This window comes from Eubacterium sp. AM46-8 (assembly GCF_003466705.1).
Lineage (GTDB): Bacteria > Bacillota > Clostridia > Lachnospirales > Lachnospiraceae > Lachnospira.
Window position 1 is genome coordinate 134,500 of sequence record NZ_QSEU01000001.1, and the last position, 19,185, is coordinate 153,684.

The 19,185-nt window shown below is 37.0% G+C and carries 19 protein-coding genes and 1 tRNA gene; 5 read left to right on the plus strand and 15 right to left on the minus strand.

The window, feature by feature from the left end; all coding sequences use genetic code 11:
- Nucleotides 1-16: 16 nt before the first annotated feature.
- Both DW963_RS00695 and DW963_RS00700 read right to left on the minus strand, forming a co-directional pair.
- Nucleotides 17-1,327, minus strand: coding sequence for an alpha-amylase family glycosyl hydrolase (locus DW963_RS00695; protein ID WP_117913462.1), 1,311 nt, complete (start codon nucleotides 1,325-1,327; stop codon nucleotides 17-19).
- A 37-nt stretch (nucleotides 1,328-1,364) separates the two neighbouring features.
- A complete protein-coding gene (locus DW963_RS00700) occupies nucleotides 1,365-2,495 on the minus strand; it encodes a cysteine desulfurase family protein (protein WP_117913463.1) in 1,131 nt (376 codons plus the stop codon).
- 82 nt (nucleotides 2,496-2,577) lie between these two features.
- Between DW963_RS00700 and DW963_RS00705 the strand changes: the two genes are divergently transcribed.
- Both DW963_RS00705 and DW963_RS00710 read left to right on the plus strand, forming a co-directional pair.
- Complete coding sequence (locus DW963_RS00705; RefSeq protein ID WP_117913464.1) at nucleotides 2,578-3,594, plus strand: oligosaccharide flippase family protein; 1,017 nt, start codon at nucleotides 2,578-2,580, stop codon at nucleotides 3,592-3,594.
- Between the two features lie 5 nt (nucleotides 3,595-3,599).
- Nucleotides 3,600-4,085 carry an MATE family efflux transporter gene (locus DW963_RS00710; protein ID WP_117913465.1) on the plus strand — a complete coding sequence of 162 codons (486 nt, stop codon included), beginning with the start codon at nucleotides 3,600-3,602 and terminating at the stop codon, nucleotides 4,083-4,085.
- Here the strand turns inward: DW963_RS00710 and DW963_RS00715 are convergent.
- Together DW963_RS00715 and DW963_RS00720 are read right to left on the minus strand one after the other, a co-directional pair.
- Nucleotides 4,051-4,368 carry a hypothetical protein gene (locus DW963_RS00715; protein ID WP_242865576.1) on the minus strand — a complete coding sequence of 106 codons (318 nt, stop codon included), beginning with the start codon at nucleotides 4,366-4,368 and terminating at the stop codon, nucleotides 4,051-4,053. The genes DW963_RS00710 and DW963_RS00715 overlap by 35 nt on opposite strands.
- On the minus strand, nucleotides 4,361-4,837 hold the full coding sequence (locus tag DW963_RS00720) for a hypothetical protein (protein WP_117913466.1): 477 nt from the start codon (nucleotides 4,835-4,837) through the stop codon (nucleotides 4,361-4,363). The genes DW963_RS00715 and DW963_RS00720 overlap by 8 nt, the downstream gene beginning before the upstream one ends.
- Nucleotides 4,838-5,362: 525 nt before the next feature.
- On the opposite strand from DW963_RS00720, the gene metA reads away from it, so the two are divergent.
- Nucleotides 5,363-6,295, plus strand: coding sequence for a homoserine O-acetyltransferase MetA (gene metA / locus DW963_RS00725; RefSeq protein ID WP_117913467.1), 933 nt, complete (start codon nucleotides 5,363-5,365; stop codon nucleotides 6,293-6,295).
- A gap of 285 nt (nucleotides 6,296-6,580) precedes the next feature.
- On the opposite strand, the gene DW963_RS13860 is transcribed toward metA, so the two are convergent.
- Genes DW963_RS13860 through DW963_RS00735 form a run of 3 tightly spaced genes read right to left on the minus strand, consistent with a single transcriptional unit; the run spans nucleotide 6,581 to nucleotide 9,318 of the window.
- Nucleotides 6,581-6,871: a BRCT domain-containing protein gene (locus DW963_RS13860; protein WP_353652742.1), complete on the minus strand. Its 291-nt coding sequence runs from the start codon at nucleotides 6,869-6,871 to the stop codon at nucleotides 6,581-6,583.
- Nucleotides 6,856-8,589, minus strand: a complete 1,734-nt coding sequence (ligA, locus tag DW963_RS00730) for an NAD-dependent DNA ligase LigA (RefSeq protein WP_353652743.1) — start codon at nucleotides 8,587-8,589, stop codon at nucleotides 6,856-6,858. Before ligA ends, DW963_RS13860 begins: the two co-directional genes overlap by 16 nt.
- 18 nt (nucleotides 8,590-8,607) lie before the next feature.
- Nucleotides 8,608-9,318 carry a pseudouridine synthase gene (locus tag DW963_RS00735; RefSeq protein ID WP_117913468.1) on the minus strand — a complete coding sequence of 237 codons (711 nt, stop codon included), beginning with the start codon at nucleotides 9,316-9,318 and terminating at the stop codon, nucleotides 8,608-8,610.
- 123 nt (nucleotides 9,319-9,441) lie between these two features.
- On the opposite strand from DW963_RS00735, the gene DW963_RS00740 reads away from it, so the two are divergent.
- Nucleotides 9,442-9,515 (plus strand) — tRNA-Arg (locus DW963_RS00740).
- A 25-nt stretch (nucleotides 9,516-9,540) separates the two neighbouring features.
- Here DW963_RS00740 and DW963_RS00745 read toward each other — a convergent pair.
- The 5 genes from DW963_RS00745 to gpr form a co-directional block, all read right to left on the minus strand.
- On the minus strand, nucleotides 9,541-10,437 hold the full coding sequence (locus DW963_RS00745) for a DUF5688 family protein (protein WP_117913469.1): 897 nt from the start codon (nucleotides 10,435-10,437) through the stop codon (nucleotides 9,541-9,543).
- Between the two features lie 330 nt (nucleotides 10,438-10,767).
- Complete coding sequence (pepD, locus tag DW963_RS00750; RefSeq protein ID WP_117913470.1) at nucleotides 10,768-11,820, minus strand: beta-Ala-His dipeptidase; 1,053 nt, start codon at nucleotides 11,818-11,820, stop codon at nucleotides 10,768-10,770.
- Entirely contained in the window at nucleotides 11,811-12,119 is a 309-nt protein-coding gene (locus tag DW963_RS00755) for a hypothetical protein (protein WP_117913471.1), read from the minus strand. The genes pepD and DW963_RS00755 overlap by 10 nt, the downstream gene beginning before the upstream one ends.
- Nucleotides 12,120-12,191: 72 nt before the next feature.
- Entirely contained in the window at nucleotides 12,192-13,298 is a 1,107-nt protein-coding gene (locus tag DW963_RS00760) for a stage II sporulation protein P (RefSeq protein WP_117913472.1), read from the minus strand.
- 41 nt (nucleotides 13,299-13,339) lie between these two features.
- The gene (gene gpr / locus DW963_RS00765; protein WP_117913473.1) at nucleotides 13,340-14,155 is read right to left on the minus strand and encodes a GPR endopeptidase; all 816 of its coding nucleotides are present in this window, start codon (nucleotides 14,153-14,155) and stop codon (nucleotides 13,340-13,342) included.
- Nucleotides 14,156-14,341: 186 nt separating this feature from the next.
- Between gpr and rpsT the strand changes: the two genes are divergently transcribed.
- On the plus strand, nucleotides 14,342-14,605 hold the full coding sequence (gene rpsT / locus DW963_RS00770) for a 30S ribosomal protein S20 (protein WP_022098190.1): 264 nt from the start codon (nucleotides 14,342-14,344) through the stop codon (nucleotides 14,603-14,605).
- A 59-nt stretch (nucleotides 14,606-14,664) separates the two neighbouring features.
- Here rpsT and holA read toward each other — a convergent pair whose 3' ends face one another.
- The 3 genes from holA to DW963_RS00785 all read right to left on the minus strand — a co-directional run bounded on the left by holA (nucleotide 14,665) and on the right by DW963_RS00785 (nucleotide 19,136).
- Nucleotides 14,665-15,639 (minus strand): DNA polymerase III subunit delta, encoded by a 975-nt coding sequence (holA, locus tag DW963_RS00775; RefSeq protein WP_117913474.1) that lies wholly within the window; start codon nucleotides 15,637-15,639, stop codon nucleotides 14,665-14,667.
- Between the two features lie 103 nt (nucleotides 15,640-15,742).
- Nucleotides 15,743-18,139, minus strand: a complete 2,397-nt coding sequence (locus DW963_RS00780; protein ID WP_158568599.1) for a DNA internalization-related competence protein ComEC/Rec2 — start codon at nucleotides 18,137-18,139, stop codon at nucleotides 15,743-15,745.
- A 52-nt stretch (nucleotides 18,140-18,191) separates the two neighbouring features.
- Nucleotides 18,192-19,136, minus strand: a complete 945-nt coding sequence (locus DW963_RS00785) for a GerMN domain-containing protein (RefSeq protein ID WP_117913476.1) — start codon at nucleotides 19,134-19,136, stop codon at nucleotides 18,192-18,194.
- Nucleotides 19,137-19,185 lie beyond the last annotated feature (49 nt).

The window sequence follows — 19,185 nt, forward strand, 5'->3', positions numbered from 1 at the left end:
ATCTTATCTGCACCTTCTACATACATCTGTAAAATCTGAAGCTGTAAGGTGGAAGAACTATTTTTCCAGATAAGTCTTCCTTCTTACCTGTTATAAGATTAAGTGCATCTGCACATTCTGTATCAAAGTACGCTGTGTACTCATTCTCATCTGCATTAATTGCAACAAGCACTTTTTCTCCATCTGCTTCCCTTTTGAATACATATTGTCTGTTTGTAAGCACTTTCTTTGTGTAATCACCATAGCTTAAAGCCCTGCTGTTATGATACATTTGTCCTAATGAACTTATTGTATCAGTCAGCTCGTTGTATTCTGGCTTATCAAACGCCGGACGCAGGATATTGTCATTGCCGCTGCCCTTAACGGCCTCGCATCCCCATTCACTTCCATAATATATACATGGAATTCCCGGCATACCGAACATAAGTGCATATATAAGTGGCAGATGTGCTTTATTGGTAAGTGTGCTGGCAATCCTTGAAACATCATGGTTATCAACAAATGTAAGTAGATGTTTTCCTGTATACAGACACCATGGTTCTTTTCCAAACTGTCTTTCTATGCTGTGTGCAATCTCAAACATATTCATTGAATTAAAGCTTGAATACAGCCCCTTATAACACTCATAATTAGTTGCACTGTGAAGGCACTCATTACCCACAATTGTGTTGTAATCGCCATGAAGCATTTCTCCTACAAGGAAAAACTCCTGCTTCATCCTGTCTGTCTCGTATCTTAAACGCTTCATAAAATCCCTGTTAAGACAGTACGCAACATCAAGTCTGATTCCATCAATATCAAATTCATTAACCCAGCCGCGCACTGACTCAATAAGATAATTAACCACATCAGGATTATTCAGATTGAGCTTCACAAGATTGTAATATCCTTCCCAGCCCTCATACCAGAAGCCGTCATTATATGGTGAATTGCCATCAAAGCTGATGTTAAACCAGTCCTTATAGGCAGAATCCCATTTTTTCTCACATACATCCTTAAATGCAAAGAAGCCCCTTCCGACATGATTAAACACACCGTCAATGACTACCTTTATTCCTGCCTCATGCAGCTTTGACACAAGCTCTGCAAAATTCTTATTAGTTCCTATTCTTTTATCTATCACACGGTAATCCCTTGTATCATAGCCATGATAATCGCTCTCAAAAATTGGAGAAAAATACACCGCATCAGTTCCTAACTTCTGCAAATGCGGTATCCAGTCTGCAAATTCTGATATGCATCTGTTCATCACCCCGTCGTTGTCTCTTAATCCATCACAAAATCCAAGTGGAAATACCTGATAAAACACCGCTTCTTCGTACCACATATTATTTTAACCTCCGTAACTGTCTGATATATTAATATTAAGCCAATTCCCGCAGTCTGGCAACATCTTTCTTAATACACTCAACCACATAATCAGCTTCCCTGTGTGTAATTGTATGGTTAATTGTCAGTCTTAGTGAACCTTCTGCTATTTTTTCATCAAGTCCAAGTGCAAGAAGGACATGTGATGGCTTTCCTGAATTAGATGTACATGCTGAACCTGCAGACGCGCATATTCCCTGCTTATTAAGCATTACAACAAGCATTCCGCCATTAACATACTGAAAGCTGAAATTCATATTACCTGTAACACGGCATTCCCTGCTTCCATTAAGCCTTGAATAAGGAATTTCTCTTAGTATTCTCTTAATCATATAGTCACTGATTCTCTTTTCCTGCCTTGCCCTGTCACAAAGTGTTTCATAAGCAATTCTTGCTGCTGTTGCAAGTCCTGCAATCCCGGCTACATTTTCAGTGCCTGCCCTAAGTCCGTTCTCCTGTCCGCCTCCATGCATGAACCGTTCTGGCTTTCCGCCCCTGACATACAGAAATCCTACGCCTTTTGGTCCGCATATCTTATGTCCGCTTACATTTAAGAAATCCACGCCCAGCTTTTTCACATCAACATCAATATGTCCAAATGCCGCCACTGCATCAGAATGAACCTTTGCACCATACTCATGCGCAATTTCACATACATTTTCTATCGGCTGGATAGTTCCAATTTCATTATTAGCAAGCATAACTGACACTAAAAATGTATCATTTCTAATCATTTTTTCTAACTGTTCCAGCTTAACAATTCCCTGCTCATCAACTGGTGCAAATGTGACATCTATCCCGTAATCCTTAAGCCACAGTGCCGATTCGGTCACAGCATGATGTTCTATTGAACTTACTATTATATGTCCCTGTTTTCTTTTAAGACTCTCTGCTTTAACTGCCCAGTTATCCCCTTCTGTTCCACCGGAAGTAAAAAATATTTCATTTCTGTCAGCATTTATTATATCCGCAATAGTACTTCTTGATTCCTCAACAGCATTTTTAGCTTTTTCAGACAACCTGTACACACCTGACGGGTTTCCATAATCTCCCAAAAGATATGGAAGCATTGCTTCAGCCACTTCTTTTCTGACGGCAGTTGTCGCCGCATTGTCCATATATATCATTATATTTCCGCCCTGCAATTCCTTATAATATTGTATTCAGACAGGGCATATATTGTTAATAAGTTAATCTGTGGTGTCTGCTATGAATAATAAATTATCCTTAAAAGGTGGCATATTCAAATCTGCAATAATACTTACAGCTGCCGGCGTTCTTTCAAAACTGCTCGGATTTTATTTTCGGATACTTCTCACTAATTATACAGGTGCTTCAGGAGTCGGACTTTTCCAGATGTGCATACCACTTATTGCGCTTGCATTTGCAGTATGCTGTAGTGGATTTTCTGTAGCTGTTTCAAAATATTCAGCATCATCACCATCTCTAAAATGGCTTTTCTGCGTATTAAAGATTACTATTTCTCTTTCAATTGCCGTTATGTTTTTATTTCTTATATTCAGTGATTTCATAGCGAATCACATATTTATGGAAAGCCGCTGTGAGGGAATTATCCGTATAACTGCAATCTCTCTGCCATTCATGTGCATACATAACTGCTTGTCTAATTACTATTACAGTCAGAAGGAATCTTTTCTGCCTGCCTCCTCGCAGCTTATAGAACAGCTTGTGCGTATTGGCACTATTATACTTTATGTGCGCATAAAAAATGTATCAACAATATCAATTGCTGATGCAGTTACCGGTAATATATTCGGTGAACTTGCAGCTGCAACATACTGTGCTATTCCGCTGTTTTTCCGTTCCCTTCATAATAAAAGCATGACGCAGAAGCTGTCCTGTTCACTCCGTGAATACAAATATATTGTTAAATATGCATTTCCAATTAACGCCAATCAGACTATTCTGCATCTGCTTGAAGGGGCAGAAGCAATTCTTATTCCCGCAATCCTGTGCATGCATGGACTGTCAAAAGATGATGCAATAAGCCAGTTTGGTATACTTACAGGAATGGCTCTTCCACTTGTGCTTTTTCCATGTACGGCAGCTAATTCATTTGCACTTATGCTTCTTCCAAAGGTATCTGATGAAAGTTCGAATGTCCTGTCTGACCATCTTGCTGTGACAGTAAAAAGAACAGTTTCCATGTGTTTGAGTCTCGGCATTATAAGCATATTTTTATTCATTAACTATGGTGCGCGCTAGGTGCAATGATGTTCCACGAAGACTCTGTATACATATACACCTGCATTCTTTCATGGCTGTGTCCTTTCCTCTACTTAAAAATCAGCCTTACAAGCGTGACTAATGGCATGGGACATACCACCCTTACATTCATAATTAATATAACCGGAATTATCATCCGGCTTGCCTGTGTATTTCTGCTTATTCCAAAGCTTGGCATAACCGGTTATCTGTATGGTGTTCTTATTAGCAACATATGCATGAGTCTGCTTTACATTTTTAATATATACAAGAAGCTGAACATCCAGCCAGACCCGTTTGGCAGTATAATTGTGCCATTATGTATTGCGGTCATATCTATATTTTCATCAAGAATTATATGCCGCATTGTATTTGGTCTTATAATAAAAGAAGCAGAAGAATACACTCTCCTGCTTACCGGTGCAGCCATATGCTGCATTGTATATATTATTCTCTTTATTCATGAACAATCGGAACAGCGTCCTTTATAGACGGCGCCGCTTCCCAATAGTCAAGTCTGGATTCGTACTGCTGCCTTATCCATTCCACGGCAGCAAGACGACCATCTTCTGTCAGTTCAAATATCTCTGTTGTCTTATCTTCTTCCTTAACAGCACATGAAGCATATGGTCCTCTCCACACGCACGCAGAAAGCTTTAAATCAGGCTTTTCTCCTGTCTGCTTAAGCATATATCTCATTCCATTGTGCTGTCCTGTATACACACCCTTGTATTTAAAGAAATTAAGTGGCATTATTCCATTCGGATCAATCATTGCCATCACCTTCCACACCATTATTATTCTTTATCAGCTTTTCATTATAAAATGCACCTGCAAGATACATAATTCCTATTACAACCGGAAGGCATATAAGAATCAGCGTGTTACCAGTTATTGAATACTTAGATACCACAAATACTATTATTAAATCAACAACTCCTGCTATAGTCATAACAATTCCATAAACTTTGATTTTCTTTACAGCATCAACAGCACCTATGTTTGTCATTCCATAAAATCCAGCAATTGCAAAGTAAACTCCTTCCACAATAACTGCTATAAATGCTATATTCAGCAGCTTGACAATCATATATAATGCCTTTCCCTGCTCTGTTGCTGAAAATGAATATAGCTCCGACATAATATAAAACGCATAAAATGCCATTATAATTCCCATAGTTACCGCAAGCATTGATGCTAATTTAAGAATTCTGCACTTTGACTTTTCTGTTACTACGCTCATGTTCTTATCTCCGTTTTCTGATGATTAATGATTATAACATGGGATTGGGAATTTTTAAAGGGTGGGATGTACATAAGGCATATCAAATAAATTAATATACATTATTTGTCATAATTCATATGTACTTCTTTTAATGCCAAATACATCGGCTTATATTCTGAATCATAGCAATGCAAAGGCTGCATATTAATCTCTACTGGGTTAAACCCTATTACTTCATCTAATAAAGAATATGCAAAATCTATAATACTCCTCATTATCCATGCAGATATATCATGCTCTTTTTATTTTCTTTTGCCAAATAACTTACCAGCTTTCTTACAAGACTCTAAAAAATTATTTTTTTCTATAATATATCTACTTTTACTCAATTTGTTCTTCCAATATTTAAATTAAATAGCATAATTTTAAAATGTTTGATACTAAAGTTCAAAAAATGTAAAGAAAATTCACTTCCATTAGTACAGTTATTGAAAGTGATATGATATAATCAGACAACAACGATAACAGAAAGAAGGAATAATAATGCCAATTAAGATACAGAGTGATTTGCCAGCTAAAGCAGAATTGGAAGAAGAAAATATATTCGTCATGGACGAAAACAGAGCTATTTCACAGAATATAAGACCTTTGGAGATAATAGTTCTTAATCTTATGCCTATAAAGCAGGATACAGAATTACAGCTTTTAAGAGGGCTGTCTAATACACCTTTACAGATAGATGTTACATTTTTGCAGATGTCATCACATGTTTCAAAGAATACATCAGCTTCACATATTAAGAAGTTTTATCAGACTTTTGAAGAAATTAAGAATAATAATTATGATGGAATGATTATTACGGGAGCACCTGTCGAGAAACTTGACTTTGAAGAGGTTAATTACTGGGATGAACTTACAACAGTAATGGAGTGGTCTAAGAAGCATGTTACATCAACAATTCATATATGCTGGGGCGCACAGGCAGGATTATATTATCATTATGGTGTCAAGAAAGAATTACTTTCTAAGAAACTTTCGGGTGTATACAAACACAGAGTTATGAATAGAAAAGAGCCTTTAGTAAGAGGCTTTGATGATGTATTCATGGCACCACATTCAAGATATACACAGGCAAGCAGACAGCAGATTCTGGATAATCCAAGACTTAAAATTCTTGCAGATTCAGATGAAGCAGGAATATATATTGTTCTTGGTGATGGTGGAAAAGAAATATTTGTCATGGGACACCCTGAATATGACAGATTAACTCTTGATCAGGAATATAAGCGTGACATTGACAAAGGAATTGAACCTAACCTTCCAGTTAATTATTATCCGGATGATGACTGCAACAGAAAACCATTGCTTTCATGGAGAAGCCACGCTAACAACCTCTATACGAATTGGCTGAATTATTATGTATACCAGATAACTCCTTATGACCTTAACGAGAGTTATGATAATTATTGCATTTAAATGTGATTTTATAGATAAATACGCTTAATATTAAAATACAAAAATCCATGTACTTATATTTGGCAAGTACATGGATTTTATGTTTTAAAGACAAAGAGTTTATTATTTATTTGTTTATACTAAAAAATCATCCTCCATATAATTCTTTCCACTTCTCCATTACTCTGTACACTTCATCTGTTTGATGTATTTCTCTGTATCTGCAAGAAGCTGAACTTGATTCTGAAAGAGATTCTTTATATGATGTTTCAATCGCATCAGCGAATTGTTCAACCTGTTATTTCTCTACTTTATCATTTCCATAAATTCATCAATCGTAAGCACCTTAATCCCCAGTGAATTAGCCTTATCAAGCTTAGAGCCTGCTGCCTCTCCTGCAACAAGATAATCAGTCTTTTTGCTGACACTTCCTGTTGCTTTGCCTCCATTAGAAACAATCAGTTCTTCCATATCCTTACGGCTGTAATTATCAAAGCTTCCTGTTACAACAATCGTCTTTCCTTCAAGCTTATCTGACATTTCTTTTTTCTCTGGCATCTGCATATTAAGACCTGACTGTTTTAACCTTTCCAGCAATTCAATATTAGCTTCATCATGGAAAAGTCATGTATACATTTAGCTGTAGTTGCACCTATATCAGGAATATTCTGCAGTTCTTCTTCGCCCGCATCAGCAAGCGCCATAAGATTATCATAATAATTCATAATCTGCTTGGCTGTATTCTTGCCAACATTTCTTATTCCAAGTGCAGTAAGCAGTCTGTCCGGTGTGTTCTCTTTAGACTTCTCAATAGCAGCAATCAGCTTATCAGTATTCTTCTCTTTTCCTATAATTCCCTTTTCAATCAGTTCATCACGGTGTTCTTTCAATGTATATATATCAGCATAATTGTGTATATATCCATATTTTATAAGAGCATCAACAAGAGTTTCACCAAGACCCATAATATTCATGCAGTCGAGTGATGTAAAATACGCCACTGTTCTTGACAACTGTGCTGCACATGAAGGATTGACGCATCTTATATCTGCTGTATCTTCTTCTCTTATAAGAGGCTCTCCACATACAGGACATACCTTTGGTGCTTCAAATACATGCTCAGGTACCTTTACGCAGCCATTAAGCTTAGGAATAATCTCACCACTCTTAAACAGTTTATATTCTCCACCTATTCCTACATTCATCTGTGTAATATAATCCTGATTATGAAGAGTAGCTCTTGATACACTTGTACCACACAGCCTTGCAGGCTTTCCGGTTTCCGAATCATGGAATATTCCTGTAAATGTAAGTTTTCCTGTTCTTCCCACATCTACAAGAATATCATCCATAACAACAACTCTTTCTTCTGGCGGATATTTGTATGCAATATGTCCGCTTGAATACTTACTTCCTGCCGGAAACTCCTGTCTGAAAGCAATATGGTCAATCTTAACAACAGCCCCATCAATATCATATGGAAGTTCTTCTCTCATTCTTCCTATCTCATCAATGGCACTGACAACCTCATCTTTTGTTTTGCATATCTTATGATATACAACCGGCACACCTGCTGCTTTTAATATATCCATTCCCTTATTGTGGCTTTCCATAATCTCAGCTGGTCCGTCCTGTACATTAAAGACAAACATCTTAAGGCCTCGCTTCTTAGTAATTGAAGTATCAAGCTGTCTTAATGTTCCGGCTGCAAGGTTTCTAGGATTAGCAGCTGTCTTTTTCTCAAGTCTTTCCTGTTCTTCATTATATTTTTCAAAATCCTCATGGCTCATATACACTTCACCACGAAGTTCCAGTGAATCATAAGGAAGATCAATAACCTGTAATACATCACCAATTACCCTTGCATTAGCTGTAACATCCTCACCAATAAGACCGTCTCCTCTTGTCTCTGCCAACTGCAAATGCAGCTTTCCATCAGCTTCTTTTGCATATCTTAAACTCATGCTTAAGCCGTCAATCTTAGTCTCTACTGAAAATGTGCAGTCAGGATGCATGGCATGAACCTTATCAATCCATGCACACACTGCATCTTCTGAAAACACATCTTCTATAGATAACATAGGTACATTATGAGTCACCTTGACTCCGGCTTCTCTTTTGACAGTTCCACCAATCTTCTGTGAAGGTGAATCAGTTGTCACCCATTCAGGATGCTCTTTCTCAATCTCCTTAAGCCTTATCATAAGCTTATCATACTCATAATCACTTATCTCTGGTTCGTCCTGATTGTAATATCTGTCCATATGATAATCTATAGTCTTCTTAAGTTCTGAATATTCCTGTAATAAATCCATAATCCACTCCTTACATAACTACTTATATATCTGCTCATAAAGTGTATTAAGTTCTTTTCCGTCAAGCTCTCTGTACTCGCCTGACTTTAAATCGCCAAGCTGCACATTCATAATTCTTATTCTTGTCAGTTTAGTTACACTATATCCACATTCTGAACACATTCTTCTTATCTGTCTGTTAAGTCCCTGTGTAAGAATTATTCTGAATGTCCTGTCTGATATCTTTTCTACAACACATTTTCTTGTAGTTCTGTCGAGTTCCTTAAGATATATTCCCCCCGACATTCTCTTTATAAAGTCTCTATTAATTGGTTTATTAACTGAGACAATATATTCTTTCTCATGTCCATTAACAGAACGAAGCAGCTTGTCCATCATGTCACCATCATTAGTAAGCAGTATAAGTCCATCAGAATCCTTGTCCAGTCTGCCTACAGGATATATTCGTTCTTTATATCCTATATAATCTACTATGTTATTCTTCCCCTGTTTATCAGTTGTGGTACATACAATTCCAACAGGCTTATTAAAAGCTATGACTACCTGTGGTGGTGTGCTGCTGTCTATCTTTCTGCCATCAACACATATAATTGTATTGTTCTCTACCATCTCACCCATAGCTGCAATCCTGCCATCAACTGTGATACGTCCTTCTTGTATCATCCTGTCAGCTTCTCGTCTTGAACAGACTCCATGGGCACTGAGATATTTATTAATACGCTCTGACATTCTCCCTCCAATTTTTATAATACAGATGTATTAATTTTAACAAAAGAAAAAAATTAATTCAATTGTTGCGGGTTTTAATTTAATAATGTATATTAGATAAGAATATAAATTAATATATATTATGTACATGTAGCTTAGCTGGATAAAGCGTTCGCCTCCGGAGCGGAAGATCGTGGGTTCGAATCCCATCATGTACATTACTTGATTATTAACTAGATTATTCTACATAGTTATAAGTCTCTGGGTTCTGTTATACTCATACACATGATCCGACAGAACTTCCTCTGCTGCTACCCCTTCAGTATTAACTTCCCTTACCATATTAACAAGTTCATCCTTCTCGAACACAGACAATTTAGGAAGCAGTATAACCTCATGCACTGATGAAGGCAGTATATACAGATCCTCACCAAGCTTCTGTGCAAAATCATATAATACATTCTCATAAAGAATGCATGCTGCACCGTTGAGCTTCGTTTCATTAGTGAGAATGTACATATCAGATGGAACATAATCTCTTAAATCAATCTCTTTTCCATCAACATTAACCCCACATTTTTCAAAAAGCGAAGCCATTGAACTTATCCTGCAATGCAAAAGGTCAGGGGTATTCTTCAGAGCAGCTTTATAAACATCATCAATTGTTACTTTCCAGTTCTTAAGATTATTATTGTATATAAGCGCTGTCGCACTTTTTTCGTATTCCTTGTCCAGCAGACAATAAAACACCACAGCAAGATCAAGTATTCTTTTATGCGGAACCTGCTCAAGCAGCTTTTCATTGCTTCTGTAATTGACAACCTTATAGACAATCTTGTCTTTTATTGTCTCGAACTGTTTAAGAATATTAACATCAAATGTGACATTATTTTTATTCTCCTCATATACAGTCTCAATCTGTTTTATAATATTTCTGATATTCTCTCCCCGGGTATACTCCTCATAAAACCCCTCAAGATATATAGTCGGTGCAATATCCTTCCCCTTTTCCATAATTACAAGTCCATCCATCTCGCAACCATTATTCTTAATCACATGGTTGATAGTAACATTGCCTCCCTCTCCTGCAATATACTCTGTATTCTTCTTAATATATTCGACAAACTTCTTATACTCCATATACCTTTCCCTTTCAAATTCTCATATCCCTGCGCATGGATAAATATAAATGTTTTGTACGAGTATAAGATTATATTAATATATAATATTTGTCAATAATATATATAGTATTGTGACCTTTTTGTTATAATCCGTCATTTTTATGTTATAATCGGTATAAAAATGTCGTATCTGGTAGGTTTCTGCTTGCAAAAATGCATTTCCCCGGATACGACATATACAAGATATAGTTATTAAGTTATGCAAGCTGTTTAAGAACTTCAGTTATAAGTTCCCATGTTCTTCTTGTTGATTCAATATCAAGTTTCTCTTTGACAGTATGAATATCAATTATATCAGGCCGAAAGATACACAGTCAAGTCCGTCAATCTTAGCTGCCATAATTCCACATTCGACACCTGCATGCATTGTTTCTACAAGCGCATCCTTTCCAAAAAGCTTCTTATAAGAATCACACAGCATGTCTCTTATCGCAGAATCTTTCTTAAATTCCCATGCCGGATATACTCCTGCAAGTTCATATGTTCCACCAAGATAATCAGTCATCGCTCCAATTTTATCTGTAAGGTATTCTTTCTCGCTCTGGGAACTGCTCCTTACAAGATATGTTGTATAAAATGCTGATTCATCAGAACTAACAACACCAAGATTAAGTGATGTCTGCACCAAACCTTTAATATCATTACTCATCTTAATAACACCATCAGGTATATAATTAAGCACATTTATTATCATCTGGCTTGTTTTATCATCACATGCCTGGCATCTGCTTTCAGCTTCATTTTTTATTGTAATAATAAGTTGTGAGTCTGTTACTGAATATTCCTCTTTTAATACATTTGCAGTATTATTAAGAAGCTCGGTAACCTTATCTGGTTCCTGAGTCATTATTGCCGCATTGGCAAATGGAGCTATAGAATTGTCTTTTTCACCACCCGATATGCTTACAATATTAACACATTCTTTAACTGCAAAAAGAAGTCGTCCCATCAGAATATTAGCATTAGCACGCTGGCATATTATATCTGTTCCAGAATGTCCGCTTGTAAGTCCGTTAATCTTTATTGTAATCTTTGTTCCTGTAATGTCCGATTTATTCAATGGATAAGAAGCCTTTAAAGTTGCTCCGCCTGCACATCCCGAAAGGAATATTCCCTCTTCTTCAGAGTCTATATTAAGCATAATCTTACCATCAAGGCAGTCAAGATTAATCGCCTCTGCACCTGTCATCCCAACCTCTTCATCAACTGTAAAGACAGCCTCTATTGGTGGATGGCTCATTTCCTTACTATCCAATATTGCAAGTGCGTAAGCTACTGCTATTCCGTCATCTGCGCCAAGAGTTGTGCGGTCGGCTTTGACATATCCGTCTTCTATATACAGGTCAAGGCCTTCTTTTCCATATCTTTAACCTTATCATCTGTCTTTACTGCTACCATATCAATATGTCCCTGCAGAATAACCGGTGCCGCCTTGCTTTCACTGTCACTGGCAGGTTTCTTGATTATTACATTATAACTTTCATCCTGTTTAAACCACAGATTCCTTTCTTTTGCAAATTCACACAGATAATCACTTATCTTCTTCACATTACCAGAACCATGTGGAATTGCACATATCTGTTCAAAATATTTAAACACAGCCTGTGGCTGTAAGTCTGCTAAAATGTTGTTACTACTCATATCTGCCTCCTATTATTAGTATGTGATAATTATTATAGGTAATATGCGAAGTAAAAACAAGACATACGTCAATCACTCCGTGTAAGCTTTCTCCCCTCTTAGCAGTCTGTCAAGCATATCAGCTAATGGTACCATAGCATTTTTTACTTCTGTACTGGTATTAGTCTGTGCTCCTGCCTCAATAAGCATTGATCTGCCTTTCATATGAAGGCAGTAGCGGTATGCATTAATATATATTTTTCTTAACAAACCCGGATAATATTCTTCTCCTAACAGATACATCTGCAGACTCATTGCAAGATTATCATCCCTGTTGGCATTGTAAAGGTATCCTATATCTCCTTTTGTCTTACTATAGCTTATTCCGTTAAACAGCATAACTTTAGACATTGATACACCATTTACTTCCGTTACAAGTCTCGTTGTATCAGGAACTCCATCCCTGTGAAGGTCAATTACAACCTCAATTGATGGATTCTCTTCAAGTATTCTTGCAACATTTTCTTCTGCATATGTATACGCTTTACTTCTGTCAAGCTTTCCGTCAACATAATCATATACAGTTGTATCATGATATACGTTATAACCATATGTATTAGTAAGTAAATCTGTAAGATAATCGCCTACTCCGATTATTGTTGTAGATGTGTCTCCTTCTGCAGTATCCGTAAATCCTTCCTGTGAATGTGTGTGAAATATCAGTATCTGCGGAGAATCCACATTTTTCTCCAAAGACAGGTCTTTTGCAAGAAACTCATCAGGACGCATTATTTCTGGTGTAAGATTAGTAATTGATGTGACTGTGTAGAATTTCATAAGAAAATCATAATTTCTTAAATCTGATATATTATAGACATTTCCCGGTGCACTCTGCTGTGTATCCTGTGAAAGTGCTCCTGCTCCTGCCTCGACAACTCCTTCATCCGTCTGCGTTGCCGGAACTTTATCATCCTGTGTCATTCCGAAAACATATTCCGAGTCAACCCATACAGAACCTGAATTTTCATCATAGTTATCTTCAAAATATGTTTCTACAGGAAACAACGTTTTTACTGCATTTTCATAGATTCTGTTCTGAACATAATATATAAGATTAAAACTATAATTCATCATAATCACCATGAGTATTAAGCCTGTGAATATAAACATATACACAGGCCTGTACTTCCTATCACCCATACAGCCTCCTTGTTTTGCGTTACCATTATATTGTATTCATGTCATCCATGAATATGAACGCCAACACGGTTAATTGCTTTGGATATTATAATACTTATATTCCTGATGTCTGAATCAATGTCCTTCGGGGTTACATACATTTTACCTGCCCCCTGAATAATACCTTCCGCATCTATAACAGTCGGAACGCCAATTGCAAGCACCGGTACACCAATATTATCCTTAGTTATTCCAATTCTGTGATTACCAACACCTGAGCCGGGATTAATTCCCTGGTCAGAAAGCTGTATTGTACTATTTAATCTGTTCACGCTTCTTGCTGCAAGCGCATCTATCGCAATGCATACATCTGGCTTTATCTGGCTTACAACACCTTTAATAATTCCAGCTGTTTCAATTCCAGTCTGTGCCATAACTCCCGGACTAAGCGTGCATACTCCGGTATCCCCGCCCTCTCTTATATTAATATAAATGTTATCTACAACCTCAGGGCCTAATGAATCCGATGTTATATTTCTGTTGCCAAGTCCTATAACAAGGATTCTCTCTGGTTTTACATTCTTATTCATCCGTTTTAAAAGCTTGAATATATATCCTGCAAGTGTAGATATGACCTCTTTGGCATAGTCCTCGTCACCGCCTGTAATCTCATCTGCTTCTATTGTAAGATACGTTCCCTTAGGTCTTCCTATTGCGGCTTCGCCCAAATGATTTGTTACCTGTAGTTCTGTGACTTTAACACCCATTCTTGATTTCTTACTTTCCCTTAATCTGATGCCTTTTAGTCTTCCACTACCATTCATAGCCTCTTCATTAGCTTCGACTGCAAGGTCAGTTCTCACCACGATATTATCCATTTTTCATATCACCTCACAACATATTGTGTAGAAAAATCAAATTTTTATACTAAAATCTTCATTTGGTTCTTGACATATAGATTTTTCTACTATAAAATGTGTGAGTATGTTTACATTAGATCGTCCGTGTCCGGCTTTAATGCGAAACAGATATTATTATTGAATTATGATTTGGAGGTGTACGGATTGGCTAACATTAAATCTGCTAAGAAGAGAGTAATTACAAGTCAGGTAAGAGCTGAAAGAAATAAGGCGATTAAGTCTAGAGTTAAGACTTATATCAAAAAGGTAGAGGCTGCTGTTGCTGCTGGTGACAAGGCTGCTGCTAACGAAGCTCTCCCTGTTGCTATAGCTGAGATCGAGAAAGCTGCTTCTAAGGGAATCTTCCACAAGAACGCTGCTGCAAGAAAAGTATCTCACATTACTAAAGCTGTTAACGCAATGGCTTAATAAGAATTTTAATAATTTAAAGAACCCGGTGCTGACACCCACTCGCACCGGGTTCTTTTTTATTTACTGTATTTAATTATAATAAGCTCTACTCCCAGCCTGTCATTAAGCCTTCCCTGCTTAACTGCTTCTTCCGTTCTCGCACATTCATTCAATGCATCAAGAAGTGTACTCATCTCGAAATATTTTGCCTGTGCCTGATATTTACCGGCAACAAATGGTGCAGCTCCTATCCTTGAGGCAATCTCTTTCCCTGAAACTCCCCTTGACATAAGGTCTTTCACCTGCAATATTCCGTTAAACTGTCTGACTATAAGATATAGTATTCTCATCGGAGGTTCTTTCAATTCCAATAAATCATAATATAAATCAAGTGCCTGCTGCTGTTTCTTGTTGGCAATCGCACTTATCATGTCAAATATATGGCTTGTCGTCTGTGTGGCACACACTTTCTCAACGTCTTCTACTGTCACAACATCCCTTCCCTGACAGTAACTTGCAAGCTTCTCAGTCTCCTGCTTTATATAATCCATGCCTGCACCTGTCTTATCAAGGATCAGGTCACATGCATCACGGCTTATTCTTAAACTATCTTTAGCCAGAAGTCCCGCTATCCATTTTTCAAGAGTAGCAGTTGTCTGTGGCTTCATCTCGCATACATACCCGACAGAATCAACCGCCTTATATACCTTATTACGCTTGTCCACATCTTTTTCTACCATAACAATAACAAGATAATCAGGAATATGCTTAATATAATCTGCAAGCTCGTCATTAGAACTTTTCAAAAAACCGGTATTTTCCATTATAACAAGTCTCTTCTGGGCAAAAAAAGGCAGTGTTTCACACACATCAATTATATCCTTAACGCTGGCATTATCCGAATCATAATATGAATAATTCATTGTATCGTCACCAGCTATAGCATTCTTTAATCTGTCTCTGTACTGCTTCTTAAGATACTCTTCCTCTCCATACAGAAGATACACGCTCTTAAATTCACCCTTCTTAATATCATCACTTATGACCTTCAAACCTGCTGCCTCCGTTTCTAATCTTTAATAATAGTATCAGATATGTACCAGTGGTTCAAGTTGAAAAATATTTCCTCACAATCTGTTCCGCATCTTCTCGGTTCTATCCTTTCAATTTTTTAAACATCTCAATTTTATACGAGCCCTCCCTGACACGCACCGCAATCTCTCCACTTTCGTCTGTCCTATACACCTTTGCTCCAATCCCCGACAATCTCTGTAAAGTCTGCGTATGAGGATGTCCATATGAATTACCTGCTCCACAAGATATCAATGCAGTTTCAGGCTTTACATAACTTAAAAATTCTTCTGAACTTGCCCCCTTACTTCCATGATGTCCGACTTTCAATATATTAACTGACACAAGCCGTGCTGATGTGTCAGCATCTCCTGCTATCCTATTGACATCCTCAACAATGCACTTTTCTGCCTTCTTTTCCGCATCACCTGTCATAAGCATAGAAAAATCTCCATATTCTACAAGATATACAGCAGAATAATCATTAGCTGACTCGTAATCGTAACCATCGCATGGGTGCATACACTTAACCGAAAATTCTCCCGATTTAATACAATCACCTGCAACAGCATAAACAACATTAATCCCAGCAGCTTTCAATGTCTTCTCTAACTTCGACATATCATCATCAACCTGCTTCTTTACTGCCATATTCCGCCTGATTTCCGGCAGCACAACAGTTCCAATCTCAAATGTATTGTCTCGCATTTCAATAAGTTCATATATTCCATTGATATGATCTTTATCAGGATGACTGACAAATACATAATCAAGCTTTCTTACCCCACAATGCTTTAGATAACTGTATATAGTATATCTACCAACATTCTTCTTTGTCGTGCTTCCTCCATCAAATAAAACATTCAGACCATCCTTAGTATGCACAGCAATAGAATCCCCCTGTCCCACATCAAGCATGGCTGCCTTCATATCTGCATTGATATCATAATGAAGTCCTGTCATAACCAGCATAAGAAGACCCAGACATATAGTATCTGCTCTTTTATTCTTTAATAAAACATGCACTAGCACCCAGACTATAAGAACCATGAAATATAACACAATTCTTGAATTATCCGGTGCTCCCGTAACTATTACAGCATATTTAAAATGTGATGAAATTTTACAAAGCACATTATAGAAATCAAGTATATACCCACCAGCACCTGCAAAAAAGCATGCAGCACCAATTGAAAACATTCCTGTAATCCCTGTAAATATTCCGCTCATCATTATAACGGACATAAGCGGAATCACAATTATATTAAGAAACAGACTTATTACAGGCACCTGACCAGATATAACAAGCATAACAGGCAGTGTTGTTATTGTAATGCTAATTCCTGTTATAATTGAATCCGCTAACCCGAACACAATCATTTGCTTGAATGTAATATGCTTTTTATCTGGACGTTTTACATATATTAATATTGATTTATCATCAGAGAGCAGCGGTTTAACAAATATAATTCCTGACATAGCAAGAAATGACAGCCAGAAAGCTGAATTAACAATATTATACGGATTAATCCAGAGAAGAATAACAGTTGCAATGCCTAGTGTATTTGCTCCATCACTCGTTCTTCCAAGCACATCAGCAAGCATATATACAAGAATCATTATCACTGCCCGGCTTGCAGATGCACTGTATCCTGTCATACACAGATATGACAGGATAAGAAATGTACTGATACATGCCGATACTATTCTTCCTGTCTTTCTTTTCAGAAAATCATATATACACATTCCTACAAGTGAAACATGAAGTGCACTTATAGCCAGAATATGTGATATTCCATTCTTCTGGTAAAGCATTTTCACATCATCATCAAGCCCTGATCTGTCTCCAAGCACAATTGACTGCATAATTCCGGCATTATGCGAAGAATACACTTTTTTATATATATTTTTTACAGACTCAGACAATCTGTATACATAAGAAAGATACGTGTTGTCCCTTTTTACTTCTATTACCTCAATCACATCTGCACAATATATGAATCCCTGTGATGTATAATATTTTCTCGAATTAAACTGCCCCTCATTGGTAGGCATACTGTAGTCTTTCAGGCTGACCTTAAGATTTGCATAATCGCCAGCAACGAAAGAATCTTCTTTAGAGTATATATTTATGCCACATTTTAACCGGGTTCCACATGAATCCAGAGTTATTCGTGCATTCCTTATCTGGATTGTATATGAGTTGTCTCCACGCATAATGCCCGTTACATAACCTTTAACATCTGCAGTATACAACTTTTCAGACAGGTTTCCCTGAAACTGCAGCTTATCTGTATAATCTTTAGTTCTTAGACACATAACTGGAAACATCATAATAAAAAGCACATAAAATATGGGGATTCCTGTGTGCTTGAGATATATGAGAAATCCGGCAGCCACCAGAATCCCCACTATAATCACGATATATGCAGAAGCATATACAGAAAAATATACGGCAGCAACGCTTAGAACTGCTGCCACTAAAAATGGCCTTCTCAATAAAATCCTTTCCAGAAACGACCACCATAATCAACTAATTATCAGTTACATCTTTATTAATAAGTTCATTATTCATATAAAATACTGTATCAAGACTTATAACATCTCTGTACATCAGATTAGAATTGCCTTTTACCATAATCTTTACACCGTCAATACCATCAAGTCCGGCAAGTGAATTAACAACCGAATATATTGCAATATTACTCCTGGCATTAACCATATCATTCACGAATTCCTGACTAAAATTAACGTAACATATTTTGTCTACAACTGATATGCTGAGAAGCTTGGTGCTTGATGGTATACTCTGATAACATCCTGCTTCACTTGTTCCTTTGATAAGCTGTTCTACAACAACCTTCTCTACAGATACATTCTTGTTATAACAGATTCTCTGACTGTTCTTTACAAGAGCATCACCAGATTTATTAGCGAAATACAGATTAATTGTTTTCCACTTCACATCTGCAATATCCCCTTCCTGTGTATCAACGAAATCCTCTGCACTCATATTTCCTATGATTGTTCCATCTTCATACACAGCATCCTTACCATCAACATAAAATCTTACATACAGAACATCACTTATCTGTGACAATTCTTTTACAACTGCTGCCCTGTAAAGTACTTCAGTACTTGGTTTCATTCCATAATAAGAGCTGTCATAATAGACATCTGCATATATTCCATTAATTTCAACCGCCGGCTGCGATACATACACTGGCTTAATTATGCTTGTATGCCTGCCTTTTGCCACATTCATTTTTTCAATAAGTTCATTTGCAACAGAAACAGCATCCTGACTTTCAATGTACACCCTGCCTTCAGTTAGTGATGTTCCATCTTCATTAAGATAATATACAGAATATGCAGTTCCTTCCTTCTGCGAAGAACATGAAACAGTTATAAATGTGACTGAAATAACAATTATAACGAATGTTAATTTCATAATAGCTTTCCTTATATGTCCCATCATAACTGCCTCCTTTTTATCTTGTAATTCTTAACGGCTTATAATTATTCCA